The sequence below is a fragment of the Ensifer sp. GW823-FHT05D09 genome, assembly GCF_058795755.1.
This window is the reverse complement of sequence record NZ_JBXAIA010000007.1, coordinates 203,535-223,517: the sequence shown is the minus strand read 5'-3', so window position 1 is coordinate 223,517 and position 19,983 is coordinate 203,535. Positions and strand designations below refer to the sequence as shown.

Here is a 19,983-nt window from a genome sequence, read left to right as displayed (position 1 = left end):
GGTGGCAGTTCAAACGGTCACGCCGCAGTAGCGGGCGATGAACGCGGCAAACCCGACGACGCCGGCGAGGTATTCCTCCACCTCGACCCGCTCCTCGTACGTATGGCAATTGCGGATATCGCCCGGCGCGCAATAGACCGCCGGCACCCCGAGACGATTGACGAAGAACGGGGACTCCGACCAGAACGGCGCGCCCTCGATCACACCTCGCCCACTCAGTGCCTCGGCCATCGACGCCGACAGCAAACCGACCTCGGCACGGCCTTCATCGATCTCGGCCGCCGTCCCGCCGAGCGCGTGGTCGCGGCCCGCCGGATAGGCGAACTCGACCTTGATTTCCGGATCGGTGATTGCGGAACGGACGGCCGCTTCGATTTCGGCTGCGGCCGTATCCAGGGATTCGCCCGGCAGAAGCTTGCGGATCAGCGACAGCGTGCAGCGCTCGGGCACGGCGATATATCCGCCGCCGGCCAAACCGGTGATCAGCAGGAAACTGCGCCCGACAAGCTTGTGTTCGGCGCGGGCGGCGACCTCGTCGGAATGTTTCCACAAGGCGCTCATCGCCGCGTGGCTGGCGCGCAGCGCATCCTTGCCGAGTTCGGGCACGCCGAAATAGGCAGATTTGCCGGTGATGGTAATGTCGGCGATGAAAAAGCCGATCTGGGCCGGATAGACCGAGAGCCGTGTCGGCTCGACATAGACGACGAAATCGGGCCGGGCGATTGCGCCCGCCTCGATGCGCGAGACGAGATCCTTGATGCCCGCCGAGACGCCGGTATCGGGCTGACCACTCTCTTCATCGCCGATGAAGGCGAAGGCGACATCACCGCGGAGGTTTATCGATGCCTTGTCCAGCAACGAAAGCGCCGCAAGCGAGGCGGAGATGCCGGCCTTCAGGTCACCCGAGCCACGCCCCCAGACCGCGCCGTCGATGATCGGCGCAGCGAAAGGGTCTTCGCGTTCCGTGCCAGCCCAGTGCTCGCGCCATCCGTCGACATGCACCGTATCGGTATGGCCGACAAACAGCAGCCGAGGACCATCGCCCGCCCCCTTCCGTTCGCCCCATATGTTCGGCCGACCCGGCAGGAATTCCGCCGTCTCAAGGTTGTTAAGGCCAAGGGCCGACATTTTTTCGCGGAGATAGGCAACGAAATTGGCCTCGTTGCCGGTGATGCTCTGGCGCCCGATGGCGCCGCGGAAAAGCGCGATCGCCGCATCGCGATCCAGAGCCTCCGTCAAGCGGGTGATCAGGTCGTTCGGCACCGTCATCGTACAGCCTCCTGCAGCGCGGTCATGCTGGCCCGCGGCAATGAAATCCGGCCGTCCGGCGCATCGACGCCGAACAAGGTGTTGTGCAATTGACCAAGGCCGATGGCAGCAGCCCCAATGATGGCCGCGCGCGATCCGAGCTCCCCCGTCTCGACGTTGACGGGATAGGGGAAGCATTGCGGCAGAAACGCCTTGACCCGTTCGAGTATCTCCGGCCTGAGGCCGATCGAGCCGCCAAGAATGACTTTTTCCGGATTGGCAATCGCGGCGATCGCGCCGATACCCCGAACGAGGTAACGGGCCGTTTCATCCAGAACGGCGAGCGCCGCTTCGTCGCCATTCTGCGCATTCTCGAATATCGCCGGCACGCTGATGAGCCTGCCCGAGAGCGCGGCGTAGCGATCCGCCATGCCATGCGATGCGACGGCGCGCTCGAATGCGCCCGTTCGCAGCGACTCCGCCTCGAACGGGTCGGCACCAAGCGGAAGAAACCCAAGCTCGCCTGCCGCGTTGATGGCGCCGCGAACGAGTTGCCCGCCGACCATCAAGCCGCTACCGACGCCGGTGCCGAGGGCGACATAGGCCAGGTTGTCGATGCCCTGGCCCTGGCCGAGCCAGTTCTCGCCCAACACCGCCAGATTGACGTCATTCTCAAGCATGGCGTCGAAACCGAAGGCACGCTCGAAGGCCGCGACCACGTCCATCTTGTCGAAGCCGGCGATATTGGGGGCAAGCAGAACCCGCCCGGTCTGGGCATCCGGCGCCCCCGGCACGCCGACGACCGCAAGACGGATCTTGTTGCGAGCAATTCGCTGGCGTGAGGCCGCCTGAAAGGCGAGCTGTGCGATCTGGTCGACGATGAACTGGCCACCGCGCGGGTCCGTCGGCTCGGTATCTTCGGCAAAAATCTGGCAAGCCAGGTCGGTGATCGCCACCCTCACCTTCGTACCGCCGAGATCGACCGCGACAATGTAGGCGGCATCGTAGACCAGCTCGTACGTCACGGCCGTGCGCCCGACATGGCCACTGGTTCGGCCGGTCTCCTTGACCCACCCCTCCAGCTCGAGCGCGCGCACGATTTCCGAGATCGTCTGCTTGGACAGACCCGTCTGCTTGGCGATCGAGGCGCGGGATATCGGCCCACCCTGAACAATGGCCTCCATGACGGAGCGCTGAGAGAACTTTCTGGAAATACGAAGACTGTCGCTCACGGCATCCTCTTTAATTCGTTCTGTTACCGAACTTATTATCAGGTCGGACGTTTTGTCAAATGTTTTGCGCAGGTGTCAGCGCAAGCCGCATCATTTCTGTCGCGTCAATCCATGCACCGCGGGCCGAGGTGATGGCACGAATGTCCCGTTTTTATCCAATCTGTCTCTCGTGAAGAAAATTCGGACGCCTTAGTGTCTGCCCATGCCGACGGTCAGTGTCGCAAGGGAGACGAAGATGAAAAGCACGTTGGAGATCAGTAGGACCAGCAGACGTCAGTTCCTGCTCGTGGCAGCAGCCTTGGCCGCGACGGGCACAATTTCGAGGAGTAACGCCATGGCCGAAGTAAAATCAGAGAAGATCGTCAGCGCCAATGGCGTCACGATCGCCACGGAGGCCTTTGGCGATCCGGCGGCGCCGCCGGTGCTTTTGATCATGGGCGCGATGGCTTCGATGTTGTGGTGGCCGGATGCATTCTGCCGCAAGCTGGCGGCAAGCGGTCGCTACGTGATCCGCTACGACAACCGTGACACCGGGCTTTCGACAAAGTATGCCCCGGGCAATCCGCCGTATTCGATGGACGACATGGCGGGCGACGCGGTTGCCGTGCTCGACGCGTACGGCATCTCAGCCGCCAACATCGTCGGCATGTCGCTTGGCGGCATGATTGCCCAGATCGTGGCATTGTCGAACCCGGCGCGCGTGTCATCGCTGATGCTTGTCAGCACGACGCCGATTGGCCTCGGACTCGAGCTCCCGCCGATAAGTGCGGCCTACATGGAACACGCCGCCTCAGCCGAAAGCCTCGACTGGTCGGATCGGGCCCAGGTGATCGATTTCATGGCCAGGGATGCCCGTATAATCGCGAGCACCGCACACCCCCATGATGCGGACCGGATCCGTGCCTTCATCGGGCGGGACTACGACCGTTCGGGCGGGCTGCTCTCCGCCACCAACCATTTCATGCTTCAAGGCGGAGACAGCATCAAAGGCAAACTCAAATCGCTCGAAGTGCCGCTCCTGGTCATTCACGGCACCACCGACCCGATCTTTTCGGTCGAGCACGGGATGGCGATTGCCGACGCGGTGGCCGGCTCCGAATTTCTCCCGATCACCGGCGGCGGCCACGAACTCCATGGCGACGATTGGGGTATCATCCTTGCTGCCATCACACGGCACACGACGTAAGAGAGGCATGCCTGTCGTCATTTTCTTGGCAGCACGCAGGGTCGGACGGTTCGTGTGCTGCTCTCCCTCGCGCTCGTTCTGCGTAGCCAAAGGCAGGAAGCGAGCAATGCCGTTGCCGCCGGCAGCCTTCAGCGGCAACGGGTCCTGTTGCGGGCAATGTCGCGTCGGATTTCCTTCAGCGTGTGCCGCAACTCTGTGAGGGTGCCATCATCGCTCATGGCAGTGCTGGTGCACTCGAGAAGATCGAGCTTGAGCTCCAGCTCATCGTGCCGTTCGATCAGTCCGGCCAGAATTCGAGACATGCGCATGTCATACCCATCAAACGTCGACGCCGCCACGGCGAGCGCGGACGTCAGGATTGTTTCGCAGTCTGCGATACCGTTCCTGTGCGACAGTTTGTTGAAACGTCAGGCCTTTCACGCAAAGTCCTCTGCCTGAATGAGCACGGCACGGAAATCGTTGACGTTCGTCCTGGTCGGGCCGGTGACGATCAGATCGCCGAGCCGTTCGAAGAAGCTGTAGGCATCATTGTTGGCGAGATGTTCGGCAGCGTCGAGACCAAGCGCCTTTGCGCGCGTCAGTGTATCCGGCCGCAGGATCGCACCGGCATTGTCCTCCGATCCGTCAATACCATCGGTATCGCAAGCCAGCGCATGGATACCCGGGCAACCTTCCAGGCCCGCCGCCAGTGCCAGCAGGAACTCGACGTTGCGGCCGCCCCTGCCCTTGCCGCGCACGCTGACCGTCGTTTCTCCGCCCGACAGCAGCAAAGCGGGGCCGGCAATCGGCTGACCGAAATCGCGGACCTGCCGGGCAATCGCGGCATGGACTGCGCCGACATCGCGCGCCTCGCCTTCGATGCGGTTGCTGAGAATGAGCGGCGCGAGCCCAAGTTCCCGCGCCTTTGCCGCCGCCGCCTCCAGAGCGCGTTGGGCTGTCGCCACCACCGTAACCCGGTTCGCGGCATTCGGCGCTGTCAGCGGACGTACACTCGGAGCAGTCAGCGCGGTCCGCACAGACGGCGGCACGTCAATTCCATATCTGTCCAGAATGGTCAGAGCGTCGGCGGACGTGCTGGCATCGGGGATCGTCGGCCCCGACGCAACCACCGCCGGATCATCGCCCGGCACATCGGACAGCACCAGCGTCACGATCCGCGCAGGCCCGCACGCATCCGCCAGCCGTCCGCCCTTGATCGCCGACAGATGCCGGCGAACACAGTTCATCTCGGCGATCGGCACACCGTTCAGCAGGAGGGCGCGGTTGATCGCTCGTTTTTCGGCAAGCGTCACGCCTGGCCGTGGCATGGAAAGCAGGGAAGAGCCGCCGCCGGATATGAGACACAGGACCAGGTCGTCCGGCCCGAGCCCGCCGACACTCTCCAGGATGCGCCGCGCCGCATCGGCGCCCGCCTCGTCGGGAACCGGATGCCCGGCTTCCACGACCTCGATGTGCCGGCAGTCAGCGCCATGGCCGTAGCGCGTAACCACGAGGCCTTCGAGATCGCCGTGCCAATTGGCTTCCACCGCCTGGGCCATCCGTGCCGCCGCCTTGCCGGCGCCCACGACCACGGTGCGTCCGTTGCGCGGCGGGGCTGGAAGAAACGGCGGCACGACAAGCAGGGGATCGACCGCCGCCAGGGCGGCCGCGAAAACTGCGTTCAGGCACTTGTCGGGTGCCATGCGCGGCACCAATGCCGCCCGGCTTCTTGCGAACTGGATATGTGGTGCGGCTGTGCTCATCTGGCGTCTCCCACGGTTTTGCAGACGTTGATGGAATACCGGCGGCGTGTTTTACGAGCGCCGGATTTAGGGTTGGGACTGTCGGACCATACTCCCGGTCCGCCGTCGTCCGGCGCGACCTGGTCAGGACCGCATCAGCGTTGCATGGTCTTCGGAATGAAGGCGATGACGCAGACCGCGCCGATGCAGAGGCTCGCCGCCAGGGCGTACATTCCGGCATCGGTGCTGCCCGTGGCGTCGCGCACGGCACCGATCAGGTAGGGACTTGCGAAGCCGGCGAGGTTGCCGATGGAGTTGATGATCGCAATGCCGGCCGCGGCAGCCACTCCCCCGAGATAGCCGGTCGGCAGCGTCCAGAACAATGGCAGCGTGGTCAGAATGCCGAGCGTTGCCAGCGACAGGGCTGCAAGCGACAGCGGAATGCTGCTGATGACCAGCGTCGAAAGCAGCAGTCCGATCGCGCCGATCACTGCGCAGACGGCGATATGCCAGCGGCGCTCACCGGCCAGATCGGAATTGCGGCTGATCAGAACCATGCCGACGGCAGCGACCGCGTAGGGAATAGCGGTCAGGAAGCCGACTTCCATCACATCCTTGGCGCCGGCATTCTTGATCAGTTGCGGCAGCCAGAAGCTAATGCCGTAAAGGCCCATGATGCAGCAGAAATAGATGCCGGACAGCAGCCAGACCTTGCCGTTGCGGAAGACCGAGCCAAGCGTCATCGCCTGCTTCTTGCGATTGTCATTTGCAAGGTCGGCCTCGATCAGGGCCTTTTCCTCATCCGAGAGCCACTTTGCGCCACGCACGCTGTTGTCGAGATAAAACAGCACGAAGACGCCGAGCAGGACGCTCGGAATGCCTTCTAGCAGGAACATCCATTGCCAGCCCGCCCAACCGTTGACGCCGGCGAATTCCTGCATGATCCAGCCCGACAGCGGTCCGCCGATCACGCCGGCGAAGGCGATGCCGGTCATGAAGGTTGCAACGATGCGTGCCCGACGCTCGGCAGGGAACCAGTAGGTCAGATAGAGGATGACGCCCGGGAAAAGGCCCGCTTCGGCAACGCCGAGCAGGAAGCGCAGCACGTAGAACATCTCCGCCGACGTGACGAACATCATCGCGGCCGAGATAATACCCCAGGTCACCATGATCCGGGCGATCCAGGCCTTGGCGCCAACGCGAGAAAGAATGATGTTGCTCGGCACTTCGAAGACGAAGTAGCCGATGAAGAAGATGCCCGCGCCGATGCCGTAGACCGTGTCGCTGAGCGAGAGGTCGGACATCATCTGCAGCTTTGCAAAACCGACATTGACGCGATCAAGGTACGAGGCGACGTAGCAGATGAAAAGCAGAGGTACGAGGCGCCAGAACACCTTGCTGTATACGGCATTGGCCTTGGCGGCGCGGTCGGGCTGCAACGAACGCGCGTCCGCTGCGTAGGCAGTTCCTTCTTGCATGCTATCCTCCCAGATATAGGCCACGGCTCCCACCGTGGATGTCAATGAGCGAGGACTAACAGCGGCCCTTCGGCAGTTCCAATCGCATTTCGGAATTGCGGCAATTCCGAAACGGAATGAACCGGAACTCCTCATCTATCTATCTGATTATATTCCCTGTTTTTCAGCGCCAAGGCTTACCGACTGGTTAACACTTTCTTCAACCATGCTCTCGAGTACGTGGAGCATGGTGGCAATCGGCGCGTCTGTCTTGCGGTTTTCGAGGTAGATGAACGACAGGGGGCAGAGCGGAATTGCACCGTCCCACATCACCAGTTCTCCATTCTCGACATCGCCTCGCGACACCTCTTCCCGCATGAGACACAGTCCCACACCGCTCTTGACGAGGCTGATCATGGAGGATTCCTGATCGACCTCGATTGCGGCCGCGGGCGGCGCAACCCCGGCATCCGCAAACAGGTCGTGCAGGATACGATGCTGCGAACTCTGCGTGTTGGGTCCCACCCAGGGAAGCCCTGCCAGATCCTGAAGCGTCGCACCGTTCAGCTGCGGCACCCAACTCGGCGGAGCGATGACAACATAGACCACCTTGCGAAGCTCGAGCGCGCCCATGCCGGGCGCCTCGACCCGTCCAAGATAGTAGCCGGCATCCAGATCGCCTGCGGTCACCTGCTGCGCAATTTCACCGGAGATCCCGTGCTTGAGCTTCACCTCGATCATCGGGTGCCATTGCAGCATGCGGGCAAGAAACTCTCCGAGCCGCAGCGATTCCGGATCGACGATGGTCCCCAGCTTCACCGTTCCGGCGACCTCGCCTCTGAGCTGTGCCGCCTTGTTGGTCAGCGCCATGGCCGAGCTGAGGGTGACTTCGGCAAGGTGAAAGATCTCCTTGCCGCTTTTCGTCAGGAACACGCCTGCCGGTGTCCGCTCGAAGAGCGACAGCCCCAGTTCCTCTTCGAGCGCCTTGATATGCTTGGAAACGGCCGGCTGACTGACATGAAGCTGCTCGGAGGCGCGGGTCAGATGCTGGCAGCGCGCAACGGCAAGGAACGTTCTGAGCTGGTATATTTCCATGAGGGCCTACCTGGAACACGCGTGAGACGCTGGATCGATGGTCGCGGGATGGCCGTTGGCCGCCGCGCGGTCGCCATTGCTTTGAGTTCAGCTTTCGCCCGCCGAAATCAACTGCAACGAAAGCAGCCTTCGCGCGTCCGTTCAAGCCTGACTTTGCACGCGTTTGCGTGCATGGCAAGTCGATCACAACCCAGGATTTTCGACCGATAAAGAATCGGAGCGATCTTTCGATCGTCGTTTCTGGATTAACGCAGCGTTAATTTGTGAATGCAAAATATAGCCAGGCAAAATCTGGGGGTTACGCATGCGCATGATGCGCCGATGGCAATCCCGGTTGCGATGATGTGCGTTTAGCTGTGCGGCAGCTCTCTCTTCGAATGAGAGCTGGCGTCGTCACGGCTGCAGGTCGTACTCTACAAAGGACATTCAAGATGAAACGTTTTTCGGTTGCCTTCGGCTCCGAGGCCAAGGCCGTGCGCGATGCTATGTCTCGCTCCCAGGCGATTATCGAGTTCGACCTCACCGGCCGGATCCTGGATGCGAACGCCAACTTCTGCGCCGTCTTGGGCTATGAGCTTGGGGAGATCGTGGGGCAGCATCATCGGCTCTTTGTCGACCCAGTCGAAGCGGCATCGGCCGATTATCGCGCCTTCTGGGCAAAGCTTGCCCGCGGCGAATTCGACCGCCGGCAGTACAAGCGCCTCGGCAAAGGCGGCAAGGAGATCTGGATCGAAGCGTCGTACAATCCGGTCTTCAGAGCGGGCAAGCCCTACAAGGTTATCAAGCTTGCAACCGATATCACCGAATACAAGCGCAGGAGCGTGGAAGATGCCGGCAAGCTTGCCGCACTGTCGCGAGCGCAGGCTGTCATCGAATTCACGACATCAGGTGAAATCCTCACCGCCAACGAGAACTTCCTGGCGACACTCGGCTACACGCTTTGCGAAATCCAAGGCAGACACCATTCGATGTTCTGCGACCCGGCCCACACCACCAGCGAGGCTTATCGCCGCTTCTGGCAGAGGCTGGCCAGCGGCGAGTTCGTGACCGACGAATTCATGCGGCTCGGCAAGGGCGGCCGCAAGGTGTTCATCCAGGCGTCCTACAATCCGATTTTCGACGTGAACGGCAAGGTGTTCAAGGTGGTGAAGTTCGCAACCGACGTCACCGGTCGTGTCAGCAACGTGGAAGTACTTGCCCGTGCACTGCAATCCCTCTCCGATGGCGACCTGACGCAAACCCTGGATACGGAGTTCATCCCGACACTCGACAAGCTGCGGGTGGATTTCAACACAGCCGCTGCCAAGCTGAAGAACGCCATGCAGACCGTCGCCGACAATGCGAGCGCGATTGCAGCCGGCGCGCAGCAGGTTCGCACTGCCTGCGATGATCTGTCGAAACGCACGGAACAACAGGCGGCATCGGTCGAAGAAACGGCCGCGGCACTCGAAGAGATCACCACCACGGTTAGCGATTCCAGCCAGCGCGCGGAAGACGCTGGAGAGCTGGTGCGCAAGACCCGCGAGAACGCGGAACAGTCCGGCTCGGTGATGCGCAGCGCCGTCGAGGCGATGGGACGGATAGAGAACTCATCGGCAGAGATCTCCAACATTATCGGCGTCATCGACGAAATCGCATTCCAGACCAACCTGCTGGCGCTCAACGCCGGCGTGGAAGCCGCCCGCGCTGGCGATGCCGGCAAGGGTTTTGCCGTCGTGGCGCAGGAGGTGCGCGAACTCGCCCAGCGCTCGGCAAAGGCCGCGAAGGAAATCAAGGCTTTAATCACCGCATCCAACGGGCACGTGAAAAACGGCGCGACGCTTGTCGGGCAGACGGGAGCGGTGCTCGAAGAGATCGTCACCCAGGTCCTTGCGGTCAATGGCAATGTCGGAGCCATCGTCGACGCATCGAAGGAGCAGGCGACGGGATTGAAGGAGATCAATCAAGCCGTCAACGTCATGGATCAGGGCACGCAGCAGAACGCCGCCATGGTCGAGGCGTCTACCGCGGCCGCGCGTCATCTGTCGAGCGAAGCCGACGCCCTCTTCCAGCTCCTCAGCCAGTTCAATATCGGCGCGAACACGGCGCCCCCGGAAGCCGTCCGGGGGGGCGCAGCGACCTTGTCGAAACCTGCCTTGCCCCCTGCGCACAGTGCGGCTGCGAGAAGGACTGCGGCCGTCCGTGGCAACGTAGCACTTGCGAGCGACTGGGCAGAATTCTGATCATATCCGAGGTTCGCACCGGCCACCCGTTTCATGATTTGACGAGCAATTCAGGAGAGGTATGCACAAGCGAATACGAAGACATCAGGTCCGGCTCGGCATGTTCGTCGAGGAGCTTGAAGGTGGAACCACCGCAGCGGGTCCGCGGCGCGGCTTCCTGTTGAGCACGGAGCAGGAGGTTGATCGTGTTCGCGCCAGCAATGTTATCAGTGTTCTCATCGACGTGCAGAAGGGTTGCGACATTGCCGGCCGAACACGGGACGCGCCGCCTTTCGGCAATGCGGCCCTAGGCACGATAACCGCTGCCGAAAACAGAGCGGTTTCGCGAACGATCGATCAGACGAAACACCTGCTCGCGGGCGTGTTTACCGATGCCCGCATGGGCGGAACAGTTGCGCTCGGCCAAGCGGAAGAAGCCGTCGAGAAAATCGCTTCGGCCGTGGAGCACAACCCGATCGCCCTGATCGGCATCAGCCGCCTGAAGAAGAAGGACGAATACACCTTCCTGCATTCGATCGCCGTCAGCGGTTTGATGGTCCATTTTGGCCGCTGGCTGAAGCTCGACGAACGAGCTGTCCAGATCCTGGGGTTGAGCGGGTTGCTTCACGATATCGGCAAGCTGCTGCTGCCGAAGGGGCTGTTGAACAAGACCGAACGGCTCGACGATCAGGAGATCGCGCAAATTCGCACACACACCCGGCGCGGTTACGACCTGCTCAGCGCCAATGGCGACGTCCATGAGACGGTGCTGGATGTCTGTCTTCATCACCACGAACATGTCGACGGTGGCGGCTACCCCGACCGTCTTCGCGGCGATCAGCTCAGCATGCCCGTCCGGATTGCTGCCATTTGCGACGTCTATGACGCCATGACGACGCTTCGGCCCTACAAGCGTGCGTGGACGCCTGCCGAGACAGTTGAGATGATGTTTGGCTCGAGGGGCCATTTCGACCGTGAACTTCTCTGCGAATTCGTCGAAAGCCTTGAACCGTTCCTTCGGCTGAAACCTGCAGGCCCATAGTCTGCGCGCCGATCCGGCCATATAGTCGCGGCGAGGCTCATCCCGGACAGTATCTCACGGTTGTCTGGCGGAGCAGACGAAGGGCGCAGAAGGGAGCTGCTATATGTACTATGCCATCCTCGCCTATCACGAAGAGGGAGTGGTTGATTCCTGGTCGAAGGAAGAAGACGCCGCGTTGATGACCGACCTGCTCCAGGTCAACGATCGTCTCGTGCGCGAAAAATCCTTAGGCCCGGCAGCACGGCTTGGCCCCACGGAGCGCGCGGTGACGCTCAGAGGCAAAGGCGAAGGCATCGTCATCGATGGCCCCTTTGCCGAAACCAAGGAGCAGCTGCTCGGGTTTTACGTCGTCGACTTTCCAACGCTTGAGGCAGCCGTTGCAGCTGCCCGCGAGCTGCGCCGCGCCAACCCGACTGCGGTCTACGAAATCCGGCCGGTTTCGCTGTATCTTCCCGGTACGCCACTGGGATCAAGCGGGCAAAAATCGTAAGCTATAACTTACGGAAAGAGACAGGGCTCTCCGGCTTGGAGAGCCCTGTCTGCTGCGCCTGCGGGCCTATCCTACTTCGCGGCCGGCTCGAGCCTGTTCGATGAAGGAGCGGCTTTCCTCGACTGCATCTTCTTGTAGAGGAAGAAATAGAGCCTGATGTACTGGCCGACCAGGACTGCGTTCAGCACCGTGCCTTCGCGGATGAAGGGGATGTCGGCCAGGAAGGCGAGACCGATGCCGGCCGACACGACCAGCAGCGCGCAGTCATAGCCGGTCTTGATGTTGCCCCACTTCCAGCCCGTCCGCTTGCAGAGCGTGTTGACGAACATGTCCATCGGCATGAGCACCAGATTGGCACGGATCATCAGGAACAGGCCATAGGCCAGTGCCGCATCCGCGAACACCAGAAGGGCGACTTTCGCATAGTAGATGTCGAGCTTGACGAACTCGGTCATGCTCAAGTTGAAATCAAGGAATACCGCGAGCGCAAAGGCCGGAAGCAACGAGGCAAAGCTCTTCAGCTTGAAATCCGACGGCAGCACCAGATAGGTCAGTGTCAGCATGACCAGTTCGGTGATGAAATTGTAGGTGCCCTGGCTCAAGGGCGGATAGACCAGCGTCATTGTCCGCGTCAGGCTGCTCAGCGGTGACACGCCGATACCGGCCCGGATCGCCAGGCTGACCCCAAAGGTCAGCACGTAAATGCCCACCACATACATGATCCATCGCCGGGTCAGGCTGCCGGTATCGACGATTTCGGCCTCGTCCGTCTTCTGTGCCATTGCTCATTATCCTCCCAGATTATCCTGATGCCTTTTCGCTACCGCCATATCAACGGCTGCGGGCATGTCGCGTCATGATTTCGTGGATGCCACGGACTCCTCCCGGTCGATCCACGCCCCTCGTCGACAGGCGCCGCAGCGCCTGCCTCGTTTCTCTCCGTCGGCCGTCAGGCCATCAATCGGAACCTGTGCAGCGAGATGAACAGGCTCAGAAGCTTGTTCACGACCGGCTCGCCTTCATTGCGGTTGCCCATCTCCTCAAGGGCCGCATCGATGGCGCCGGCAGCAGCAGTCAGTTCGGACACGCTCATGTTCGCCATCACGCCATAGATCTCGAGCGGCATGACGGCCTTCTCGACCCTATCCTCCGTGACGATGCAGGCTCCGGCATAGGTGTCGACCCGCTTGAGGCAATGGCACATTTCCGCGCTGTCCTTGCCGACGACGACGAAGTATGGCTTTGGCGCCGGCCAGAAGGTGGCAACCGCGCCGCGATCCACGTGGACGCCCTTGAACAGGCCGTTGACGACATGGCGCTTGCCATCGGCATAACGCTGGACCACCGACAGCCGGCTCAGTGTCGCGCCCTCATACTCGGCAACGACCTTGCCGTCCCTTAGCGGCACCCAGACCTCCTGGTAGAACTTTGCGTGTCCGCGACCGTAGACGTCGAAAAGGTAGACCTTGGCCTGGCTTCCGTCTTGCGAGACTTCCAGAGGCACGATGTCGAGCTGATCCGGCGTCAGGTCGTCAAGCCCGGGCACACCCTGCTTGCACATGCCGGAATAATCGATGTCGGCGTTCTTCAGCAGCTTGCGATCCCTGGCGACCAACTCGCCATCCTTGAAGACGTAGAGCGGGTTGATCTGTGACAGGCTGTCGGTCAAGACGATGTCGGCAAACCGGCCGGGGGTGAGCGAGCCGATCTGGTCTTCCATGTGGAACGATCGGGCGGTGTTGTAGGTCGCCATCTTGATCGCATGGATCGGGTTCAATCCCATCTCGGCGCAGAGCGAAATGATCCAGTCCATGTGCCCCATGGTCAGCAAGCGCTCGACGGAGATGTTGTCGGTGCACAGCATGAAGTTTTCGGTCGGCCACTTGCGGGCGACGATGGCCCGCAGCAGGGTCTTGATCACCTCGCTGCTGCCGACGCCAAACTTGATGTGCGTCGGGAAGCCGTAGCGAATGCTCTTTTCGATGTCCTTCTCGTTCCAGACGTCGTGATTGTTCGACACGCCGATCGCCGGCAGATAGTTCAGCACCATGTCGGAAAGCGCTGTCACGCCCCAGTGGCCGTTCATGAAGCCGCCCTTGGCGCGCACCCAGGCCGCCTTGCGGAAATCGTCGTCATCGCCGGAGCTGTAGGTGAAGTGCTCGAATTCGCCGAGGCCGATGACCGGCTCCATCTGCAAAACCGCCTCGGTGACGGAGGCCGATGTCTTCTTGCCCGGTGCAAAGGCATAGAGCCGATAGGGCAGCTTGTCGTAGTCCTTGAACAGGCTTTCGGCTGCCGTAGCACCCTCGTCGCCCGCCGCACTCAGGAGATCGAGGCATTCGGCATAGATCGTCGTCGTGCCGCAGGGAACCATCGCCTCGGCCAGTGCCGTCGGATGCGCCAGCTGGGACTCGAAATGGATGTGCGCGTCGATCAGGCCGGGGATCGCGTAGAGCCCCTTGCCGTCGAAAACATCCTTCACCTTCAGGATGGTCTCATCGGGATTGAGCGCAACGATGCGCTTGTCATAGACGAGGATGGATCCCTGATAGACGGTTTCGCCGTGAACATCGAGGATGTTGAGGTTCTTCAGAAGAAGGTCTGCCTCCTTCTTTCCGTTCAGGATATCAAAGATGGCGCGCACTTTGTCGTAGTGCACGGCTTCGGTTTTGTTCACGCGTCTTTCCTCCACTTGCAAGTCTCGTCGGCATGGCAGAGCCAGGTGTTCAAGCCCTGCTGGGGCAGCGCTCGTGCCGATCTCTCCTCGTTGTCGAAGGCCATAAGAAGTTATTGCACCGCTTCCGAAAAGCAGTATTTTCTGCGCGCAGCGTACTCTTTTCGAGATCGCTTGAATTGGAGGAGACCGGGCATGTTGCACTCGCGCGTGCTGCGCTACATCGACGAAGTCGCCCGCTCGGGTTCCATCCGCGCCGCCGGCGAGCGGCTGAACGTGGCCGCGTCGGCAATCAACAAACATGTGCTGCAACTGGAGGAGATGATCGGCGAGCCGCTGTTTGAAAGGCTGCCAAGAGGGTTGCGGCTGACGCCGGCCGGCGAAATTCTCGTCGCGCATGTGCGCCGGACGATCAAGGAGTACAGCCAGGTCGAGGCCGAGATCCGCGACCTGAAGGCGCTCCAGAGCGGCGAGGTGATCATCGCCACCATGAACGGCCTTGCCGGCGGCATCGTGCCCAAGGCGGCCGCCAACTTCTGCGCCCGCCATCCACGCCTGAAGATCTCGATCCGGGTGATGTTCATTCATGACATCGTCCAGGCTGTTGTCGACGGCGAGGCCGACCTCGGCCTCGCCTTCAACCTGCCGCCCACGCCGCAACTCGAAACGCTGTGGAAGATGGACACCCGGCTCGGCGCCGTGGTCTCGCCCGAACATCCGCTCGTCGGGCTCGACTCGCTGCCGCTCGCCCACTGCGAACCCTATCCGCTGATTTTTGCCGACAAGTCGATGCTGATCCACGGCATCGTCGCCGATGCCTTCGCCAATGCCGGGCTGACCGTCGAGCCGGCGTTCCTGACCAACTCGATCGAAGCGATGAAATGCCTTGCCGCCGCCGGCGACGGCATCGCCTTTCTCAGCAAGTTCGACATTGCCGAGGAACAACGCAATGGCGTGCTCACCTATCTGCAGATCCGCGACCGTACCTTTGGAAAGAACGTGCTTTCCCTTGTCCAGCGCGAAAAGCGCAGCCACGGCCTTGCCACATCGATGTTTGCCGAGGAAATCATGCGGGCGTTGCGGGCGACGACGGAGTGACGGGCTGCCGGGCCGGCGCTGTCAATCGCCGCCTGGGCGATTGGTTCGCTCGGCGTCGAGGATCTTGCGGACCCGCTGCAATGTGGGAAGGCTTGATTCCAGCTCGGCGCGATCGAACAGCGATGCGACGGTTGCCATCGCGGCGGTTACCTCGCCGATCGCTTCCAGGCGGAACGCCCTCCCGGCTGGCGTCAGAAAAACCTTCTTTGAACGGCCATCCCTGGGGTTCGAGCTGATCTGCACCAGCTCACGTTTCTCCAGCACCGACAAGGTGTGCGTCATCGTGGCCTTCGTCACCTGCATGGCATTGGCGATCGCCAAGGGCGTACTGCCGTCGCCCACGCGGTAGAGGTGGTTCAGCGTCGCAAAGTGCGAACTGTGCAGCCCATCGGGAAGGTGGCGATTGAGGAATGCCTGGGACAGCTGGCTGACGATGCCGATTTCATTGAAGAACGTAAAGATAAGGGTGTCGTCGTCCAAGGCCTGTGCTCCAGCCGCGTTCAGATGATCTTGGCATCCAGCGGCCATCTCGGGCTGGGCTCAACCGGAGCAGCATAGCCGAGCCGGCCCAGCATTTGAACGGTCCCGCCTTCGGGCGACAGCATTTTGTGCGCCTGCCGGTAATACCAGCCCATCTCAGGGAATTCCTGCAGCGCCTGGCTGAGCGGCTGCAGGCCAGTTCCAAGGGCCGTGGCGGTCAGATTGATCCGGACCCAATCGCGGCCGGCGGCAATCTGCTCGGTGCGGCTGTTGCCCGGTGTCGTCAGCCAGACATGCGCCATGGCTGTGTCGGTGTTGGCGAGCAGTGCCGCCCGTCCTTGCGCAAAAGCCGTGGACGTCGTGTCGAGCGCCTGCTCGCGGCTCAGTTGCCCGATTGCCGCGAGGCCATCGAAAAGCGGACCGCCGAGGTCGATGCCATCCGGATTGGCCTCGATTTCGGCCTTGCCGATCCTCAGGAGATCGACGCTTTCCCTGTAGGTTCGCTGCGTGTTGATCTCCAGTTCCAGGGCCACATGGGTCATCTCCCGCAGGGTCGCCACCACGGCCGGATCGTTGCTGGATCCCGCCAGCGCACCATGGCGGACGGACGCACCAAGGGCGCCAAGCACCTCCCCTGGCACGGCTTTGGTCAAATCGAACGGCTCCTTCAGCGACCGACGCCGCAAAATCTGTGCGAAGAGGGGATCTGCGCCGATCGCCGTATCCCGCTCGAAGCGGATGACGGCGACCGGACGGGCGTCGAGCACCTGCGCGTCGCTCCCTTCAGGAAAGAGGGAAACGTCCAGCCTGTAATTCTCCGTGGAGGCGGCAATGGCCATCTGTTCGATGAAGCAACCGAGCCCGATGGTGATCTGACGGTTATACGGGTCTGTCTCGGGCAGCAGGCGGGTCGTGTCGACATAGAGCGTCACCAGATCCTTGCCCCCGAGATCGACGAGCCACGGTTGCCGGTTGTGTGGATTGGGCGCCAGGATCGCGTAGGATAGCGCCCGGCGCCGCGGCTCCTGGTCGGGCATTCCAGCCACCGTCCACGGCGCCAACGCGCGATCGGGCCTGCGGGTCAGCAGGAATGCCGTGGATGCGCCGGCAGCCGCCAGGACGACACCACCACCCAACACGGCCGAAAACTGTCTTCGCTTCATGATCCACCCCATTTAGTTTGACATCAAACCAAATAGTACGACATCGAACTAAAGTCAATCGGAACAGCCGTTGAAGAGAAGCCTTCACATGTTTGGGACGAGAGGAAGCCAGACCACCGTCAGGAGCGGATCAGATGCCGCCGGCCTTTGCCGCAACGACCCGGTCCCAATCATCCTGTTTCAGGCGGAAACACATCCACGGCGATGGCGTACCCGACAGGTCCAAGGTCGCGTCGTAGACATGTTCCGCACCGAGCTTTGCCGTCGCCTTTTGCGAGCGAATGTTTGTCGGCGCGATATGAAACCAGACGTCGCGATAGGCGAGAAAGGCATGGCCGAGCATCAGCCGTTTCATTTCGAAATTGATGCCACCACCCCAATAGGCGTTGTTGAGGAAGGTGAAGCCGATCGAGATGCTGTCCGGCATATCGGGGGCGACGTAGTAGCGCGAGCATCCGATGATATCGCCGGACTGCCGGTCGATGGCCACAAGCGTCGCTCCGCTTGCCAGCAACGTGGCGAAGTAGGGTTCGAATTTTTCCCGTTTGTAGCGATCCGTTGCCGGATGTCCTGCCCACACCGCAGGATCACTTGCGGCCGAATACAGCCCCTCGAGATCGTTTGGCCCGAGCGGCCGGAGATGAATGGCCGCACCACGCAGTGTCGGCTGCGGATTGAAATCAGGTCTGAACATGCATCTGTCTCACGATGAGGATGGTGGAACGGGGATCATCCCCGCAATAGCGCGGTCAAAATCGCGATGGCTTTCCGCAAGGCCGTTCCTGACGCCCACCCGGTCCGCTTCTGAACGGTTCTGGCTGAGCTTGCGCTTGCCGGTCAGGTGCGTGATCGGCATTCGGATCCCGACGATGCCACGCAATTGCGCGGCGATGAATGCCGGCGGGGCATCGCTGACGGCCCATGGGTTTGCTGCTCCCCCCTCATGAAGGTCTGTCAGCCGCGTGACGACATCGAGCAGCCGGGCCGGATCATCAAAGAACTCCACCGGGCCTTTTGCCTGGACGGCGGTGTAGTTCCAGGTCGGAACGACCTTTCCATGTTCGGCTTTGGCGGCATACCAAGCCGGCGTGATGTAGGCGTCGGGGCCCATGAAGACGGCAAGACCGTCGCCTATGACCGGTTTCTGCCATTGCGGGTTCGGGCGGGCGAGATGGGCGTACAGCGTGCCACCGTCGCCCTCTCCGGCGTCGAGAAGCATCGGCAGCGGTGTCGCCACAGGGCCTTCAGCCGTCGCGGTGATCAAGGTGGCGATGCGGCATGCCCGCATCATCGCGTGGATTTCACTGGTGTCGTCGACCACAAAAGCTGGCGGCGTGTACATCGAACTCTCCTTGAACTCGGCAGAGCATCGGCGTTAACTGGCACAAGATAAACATCCAGTTTCGGAGATTTTCATTGGGCCAGTTGGATGATGGGAGACCAAGACGCACGGGAGCCGCCCGCCGCATCTACCTCGATCTGCGCGATCAGATCGGCGCTGGCGTTTACGCCCCCGGCGACCGGCTGCCATCAAGCCGGACGCTCGCGGACGAACTGGGCGTGTCGCGCACAACGGTCACGGCAGCGTTCGACCAACTCGCCTCCGAAGGCTACGTGACCAGCCGCCAGGGTTCAGCATCCGTCGTCTCCGACATGACCAGGCCCGGAACGTTGCGTGGGAGACAAGTTGACCATCGTTTGCCGTTGCCACTATCCGACTATGCCGCCCGTCTGATGGAACTTCCGATCCACTATCCGACGCGGCAGACGGGGCTGGAGTTCGATTTTCGCTACGGCGATATTGCCTCCGCCGACTTTCCGACGCTCCTGTGGCGACGGGCGATGAATGCCGCGCTGCTTCGCCGCCGCGACAGCCTTTCCTACGAACATCCGGCCGGCTCCGCCGCCCTGAGACAGCAGCTCCAGGGTTACCTCTGGCGGGGGCGCGGCATTCGCTGCGACGTCGACCAGATCATCGTCGTGTCGGGTTCGCAGCAAGCGCTCGACCTCTGCGCACGCGTTCTCGTCAATATCGGCGATCGCGTCATCCTGGAGGACCCGTGCTATGCGATGGCACGCAACGTCATGGCCGCCGCTGGTGCCGACATCGTTGCCGTATCCTGCGACAATTCCGGGCTCCTCGTCGAAGAATTGCCACATCAGGAAAAATCGGCTCTCGCCTTCGTGACGCCGAGCCACCAGTTCCCGCTGGGCGGCGTCCTGCCCCAGAGCCGGCGGGATGCGCTGCTGCAATGGGCCTATTCGGTTGGAGCCTATATCGTCGAGGACGACTACGACGGCGAGTACCGCTACGACGTGAAGCCGATACCGCCCTTGTTTCAATCGGATCAGGATCGGGTCATCTATATCGGCACGGTCTCCAAGACGCTCTCACCGACCCTCCGGCTCGGTTATCTCGTCATTCCCAGGCCACTGATCAACGTGTTCACACGATGCAAGCAGCTTGCCGACCGCCATAGCGCGAGCCTTGAGCAGGAGGCGCTCGCGATCCTTTTGGACACCGGGTCATACGAGCGACATGTCCGCAAGATGCGCCGGTCCAATGCCGAACGCCGCGCCGCCCTGATCGCGGCGCTGACATCATGCTTCGGTGAAAAGATCGACATCGTCGGCACATCGGCAGGGCTGCATGTCGTGGCCTGGTTCCGCAACATCGGTGCGCGGCATGAGGCGCGGCTGATCGAACTCGCCAGAGCCGCGGGGATCGGCATCTACCCCGTGTCGCCGCTCTATCTCGAGCGCAAACCCGTCGTCGCCGGTCTGGTGCTCGGCTATGCCGCGCTGACACCGGAAGAACTGCGCCAAGGAGCCGAAAAACTGGCATCGGCCATCGACAGTTTTGCGGCACGCGCGCGCGACGAAAACAAGGGGTGAA

Annotated in this window: 18 protein-coding genes; 6 read left to right on the top strand and 12 right to left on the bottom strand. The window is 61.8% G+C overall.

All coding sequences use genetic code 11. The features are described 5' to 3' along the window. Window positions 1–9: 9 nt before the first annotated feature. Together AC1Q80_RS20575 and AC1Q80_RS20570 are read right to left on the bottom strand one after the other, a co-directional pair. A complete protein-coding gene (locus AC1Q80_RS20575; RefSeq protein ID WP_492361637.1) occupies window positions 10–1,269 on the bottom strand; it encodes a M20 family metallopeptidase in 1,260 nt (419 codons plus the stop codon). Next, window positions 1,266–2,480, bottom strand: coding sequence for an ROK family protein (locus AC1Q80_RS20570; protein ID WP_173421339.1), 1,215 nt, complete (start codon window positions 2,478–2,480; stop codon window positions 1,266–1,268). Before AC1Q80_RS20570 ends, AC1Q80_RS20575 begins: the two co-directional genes overlap by 4 nt. A gap of 334 nt (window positions 2,481–2,814) precedes the next feature. On the opposite strand from AC1Q80_RS20570, the gene AC1Q80_RS20565 reads away from it, so the two are divergent. Then, entirely contained in the window at window positions 2,815–3,666 is an 852-nt protein-coding gene (locus tag AC1Q80_RS20565; protein WP_492361636.1) for an alpha/beta fold hydrolase, read from the top strand. A gap of 128 nt (window positions 3,667–3,794) precedes the next feature. Here AC1Q80_RS20565 and AC1Q80_RS20560 read toward each other — a convergent pair whose 3' ends face one another. The 4 genes from AC1Q80_RS20560 to AC1Q80_RS20545 all read right to left on the bottom strand — a co-directional run bounded on the left by AC1Q80_RS20560 (window position 3,795) and on the right by AC1Q80_RS20545 (window position 7,939). After that, window positions 3,795–3,968, bottom strand: coding sequence for a hypothetical protein (locus tag AC1Q80_RS20560; RefSeq protein WP_158556168.1), 174 nt, complete (start codon window positions 3,966–3,968; stop codon window positions 3,795–3,797). 114 nt (window positions 3,969–4,082) lie between these two features. Then, window positions 4,083–5,348 (bottom strand): glycerate kinase type-2 family protein, encoded by a 1,266-nt coding sequence (locus tag AC1Q80_RS20555; RefSeq protein WP_492361728.1) that lies wholly within the window; start codon window positions 5,346–5,348, stop codon window positions 4,083–4,085. 194 nt (window positions 5,349–5,542) lie between these two features. Continuing rightward, window positions 5,543–6,865 (bottom strand): MFS transporter, encoded by a 1,323-nt coding sequence (locus AC1Q80_RS20550; RefSeq protein ID WP_492361635.1) that lies wholly within the window; start codon window positions 6,863–6,865, stop codon window positions 5,543–5,545. A 147-nt stretch (window positions 6,866–7,012) separates the two neighbouring features. Beyond that, window positions 7,013–7,939: a LysR family transcriptional regulator gene (locus AC1Q80_RS20545; protein ID WP_492361634.1), complete on the bottom strand. Its 927-nt coding sequence runs from the start codon at window positions 7,937–7,939 to the stop codon at window positions 7,013–7,015. Window positions 7,940–8,370: 431 nt separating this feature from the next. On the opposite strand from AC1Q80_RS20545, the gene AC1Q80_RS20540 reads away from it, so the two are divergent. The 3 genes from AC1Q80_RS20540 to AC1Q80_RS20530 all read left to right on the top strand — a co-directional run bounded on the left by AC1Q80_RS20540 (window position 8,371) and on the right by AC1Q80_RS20530 (window position 11,672). Then, on the top strand, window positions 8,371–10,161 hold the full coding sequence (locus AC1Q80_RS20540; RefSeq protein ID WP_492361633.1) for a methyl-accepting chemotaxis protein: 1,791 nt from the start codon (window positions 8,371–8,373) through the stop codon (window positions 10,159–10,161). Between the two features lie 61 nt (window positions 10,162–10,222). Then, entirely contained in the window at window positions 10,223–11,182 is a 960-nt protein-coding gene (locus AC1Q80_RS20535; RefSeq protein WP_492361632.1) for an HD-GYP domain-containing protein, read from the top strand. Between the two features lie 103 nt (window positions 11,183–11,285). Then, window positions 11,286–11,672 (top strand): YciI family protein, encoded by a 387-nt coding sequence (locus tag AC1Q80_RS20530; protein WP_492361631.1) that lies wholly within the window; start codon window positions 11,286–11,288, stop codon window positions 11,670–11,672. A 71-nt stretch (window positions 11,673–11,743) separates the two neighbouring features. Here AC1Q80_RS20530 and AC1Q80_RS20525 read toward each other — a convergent pair whose 3' ends face one another. Together AC1Q80_RS20525 and AC1Q80_RS20520 are read right to left on the bottom strand one after the other, a co-directional pair. Further along, window positions 11,744–12,454: a YczE/YyaS/YitT family protein gene (locus tag AC1Q80_RS20525; RefSeq protein ID WP_492361630.1), complete on the bottom strand. Its 711-nt coding sequence runs from the start codon at window positions 12,452–12,454 to the stop codon at window positions 11,744–11,746. Window positions 12,455–12,621: 167 nt separating this feature from the next. Then, entirely contained in the window at window positions 12,622–14,349 is a 1,728-nt protein-coding gene (locus AC1Q80_RS20520; protein WP_492361629.1) for an amidohydrolase family protein, read from the bottom strand. Between the two features lie 192 nt (window positions 14,350–14,541). Between AC1Q80_RS20520 and AC1Q80_RS20515 the strand changes: the two genes are divergently transcribed. Further along, on the top strand, window positions 14,542–15,444 hold the full coding sequence (locus tag AC1Q80_RS20515) for a LysR family transcriptional regulator (RefSeq protein ID WP_173421329.1): 903 nt from the start codon (window positions 14,542–14,544) through the stop codon (window positions 15,442–15,444). Window positions 15,445–15,465: 21 nt separating this feature from the next. Here the strand turns inward: AC1Q80_RS20515 and AC1Q80_RS20510 are convergent, their stop codons facing one another. The 4 genes from AC1Q80_RS20510 to AC1Q80_RS20495 all read right to left on the bottom strand — a co-directional run bounded on the left by AC1Q80_RS20510 (window position 15,466) and on the right by AC1Q80_RS20495 (window position 18,429). Next, a complete protein-coding gene (locus tag AC1Q80_RS20510; RefSeq protein WP_492361628.1) occupies window positions 15,466–15,924 on the bottom strand; it encodes a MarR family winged helix-turn-helix transcriptional regulator in 459 nt (152 codons plus the stop codon). A 20-nt stretch (window positions 15,925–15,944) separates the two neighbouring features. Continuing rightward, entirely contained in the window at window positions 15,945–17,087 is a 1,143-nt protein-coding gene (locus AC1Q80_RS20505) for an Acg family FMN-binding oxidoreductase (protein WP_492361627.1), read from the bottom strand. A gap of 130 nt (window positions 17,088–17,217) precedes the next feature. Continuing rightward, complete coding sequence (locus AC1Q80_RS20500; RefSeq protein ID WP_492361626.1) at window positions 17,218–17,781, bottom strand: GNAT family N-acetyltransferase; 564 nt, start codon at window positions 17,779–17,781, stop codon at window positions 17,218–17,220. Between the two features lie 9 nt (window positions 17,782–17,790). Next, window positions 17,791–18,429, bottom strand: a complete 639-nt coding sequence (locus tag AC1Q80_RS20495; RefSeq protein WP_492361625.1) for an FMN-binding negative transcriptional regulator — start codon at window positions 18,427–18,429, stop codon at window positions 17,791–17,793. Between the two features lie 83 nt (window positions 18,430–18,512). Here AC1Q80_RS20495 and pdxR point away from each other — a divergent pair, with 83 nt between their 5' ends. Further along, window positions 18,513–19,982, top strand: a complete 1,470-nt coding sequence (pdxR, locus tag AC1Q80_RS20490) for a MocR-like pyridoxine biosynthesis transcription factor PdxR (protein WP_492361727.1) — start codon at window positions 18,513–18,515, stop codon at window positions 19,980–19,982. The last annotated feature ends 1 nt before the right edge of the window (window position 19,983 follow it).

Excerpts from the sequence above, each read along its gene's own strand:
- AC1Q80_RS20530 (WP_492361631.1), top strand. The coding sequence starts at position 11,286 with ATGTACTATGCCATCCTCGCCTATCACGAAGAGGGAGTGGTTGATTCC.
- AC1Q80_RS20500 (WP_492361626.1), bottom strand. The coding sequence starts at position 17,781 with ATGTTCAGACCTGATTTCAATCCGCAGCCGACACTGCGTGGTGCGGCC.
- AC1Q80_RS20505 (WP_492361627.1), bottom strand. The coding sequence starts at position 17,087 with ATGAAGCGAAGACAGTTTTCGGCCGTGTTGGGTGGTGGTGTCGTCCTG.
- AC1Q80_RS20575 (WP_492361637.1), bottom strand. The coding sequence starts at position 1,269 with ATGACGGTGCCGAACGACCTGATCACCCGCTTGACGGAGGCTCTGGAT.
- AC1Q80_RS20540 (WP_492361633.1), top strand. The coding sequence starts at position 8,371 with ATGAAACGTTTTTCGGTTGCCTTCGGCTCCGAGGCCAAGGCCGTGCGC.
- AC1Q80_RS20525 (WP_492361630.1), bottom strand. The coding sequence starts at position 12,454 with ATGGCACAGAAGACGGACGAGGCCGAAATCGTCGATACCGGCAGCCTG.
- AC1Q80_RS20515 (WP_173421329.1), top strand. The coding sequence starts at position 14,542 with ATGTTGCACTCGCGCGTGCTGCGCTACATCGACGAAGTCGCCCGCTCG.
- AC1Q80_RS20535 (WP_492361632.1), top strand. The coding sequence starts at position 10,223 with ATGCACAAGCGAATACGAAGACATCAGGTCCGGCTCGGCATGTTCGTC.
- AC1Q80_RS20565 (WP_492361636.1), top strand. The coding sequence starts at position 2,815 with ATGGCCGAAGTAAAATCAGAGAAGATCGTCAGCGCCAATGGCGTCACG.
- AC1Q80_RS20560 (WP_158556168.1), bottom strand. The coding sequence starts at position 3,968 with ATGTCTCGAATTCTGGCCGGACTGATCGAACGGCACGATGAGCTGGAG.
- AC1Q80_RS20550 (WP_492361635.1), bottom strand. The coding sequence starts at position 6,865 with ATGCAAGAAGGAACTGCCTACGCAGCGGACGCGCGTTCGTTGCAGCCC.
- AC1Q80_RS20545 (WP_492361634.1), bottom strand. The coding sequence starts at position 7,939 with ATGGAAATATACCAGCTCAGAACGTTCCTTGCCGTTGCGCGCTGCCAG.
- AC1Q80_RS20555 (WP_492361728.1), bottom strand. The coding sequence starts at position 5,348 with ATGGCACCCGACAAGTGCCTGAACGCAGTTTTCGCGGCCGCCCTGGCG.
- AC1Q80_RS20495 (WP_492361625.1), bottom strand. The coding sequence starts at position 18,429 with ATGTACACGCCGCCAGCTTTTGTGGTCGACGACACCAGTGAAATCCAC.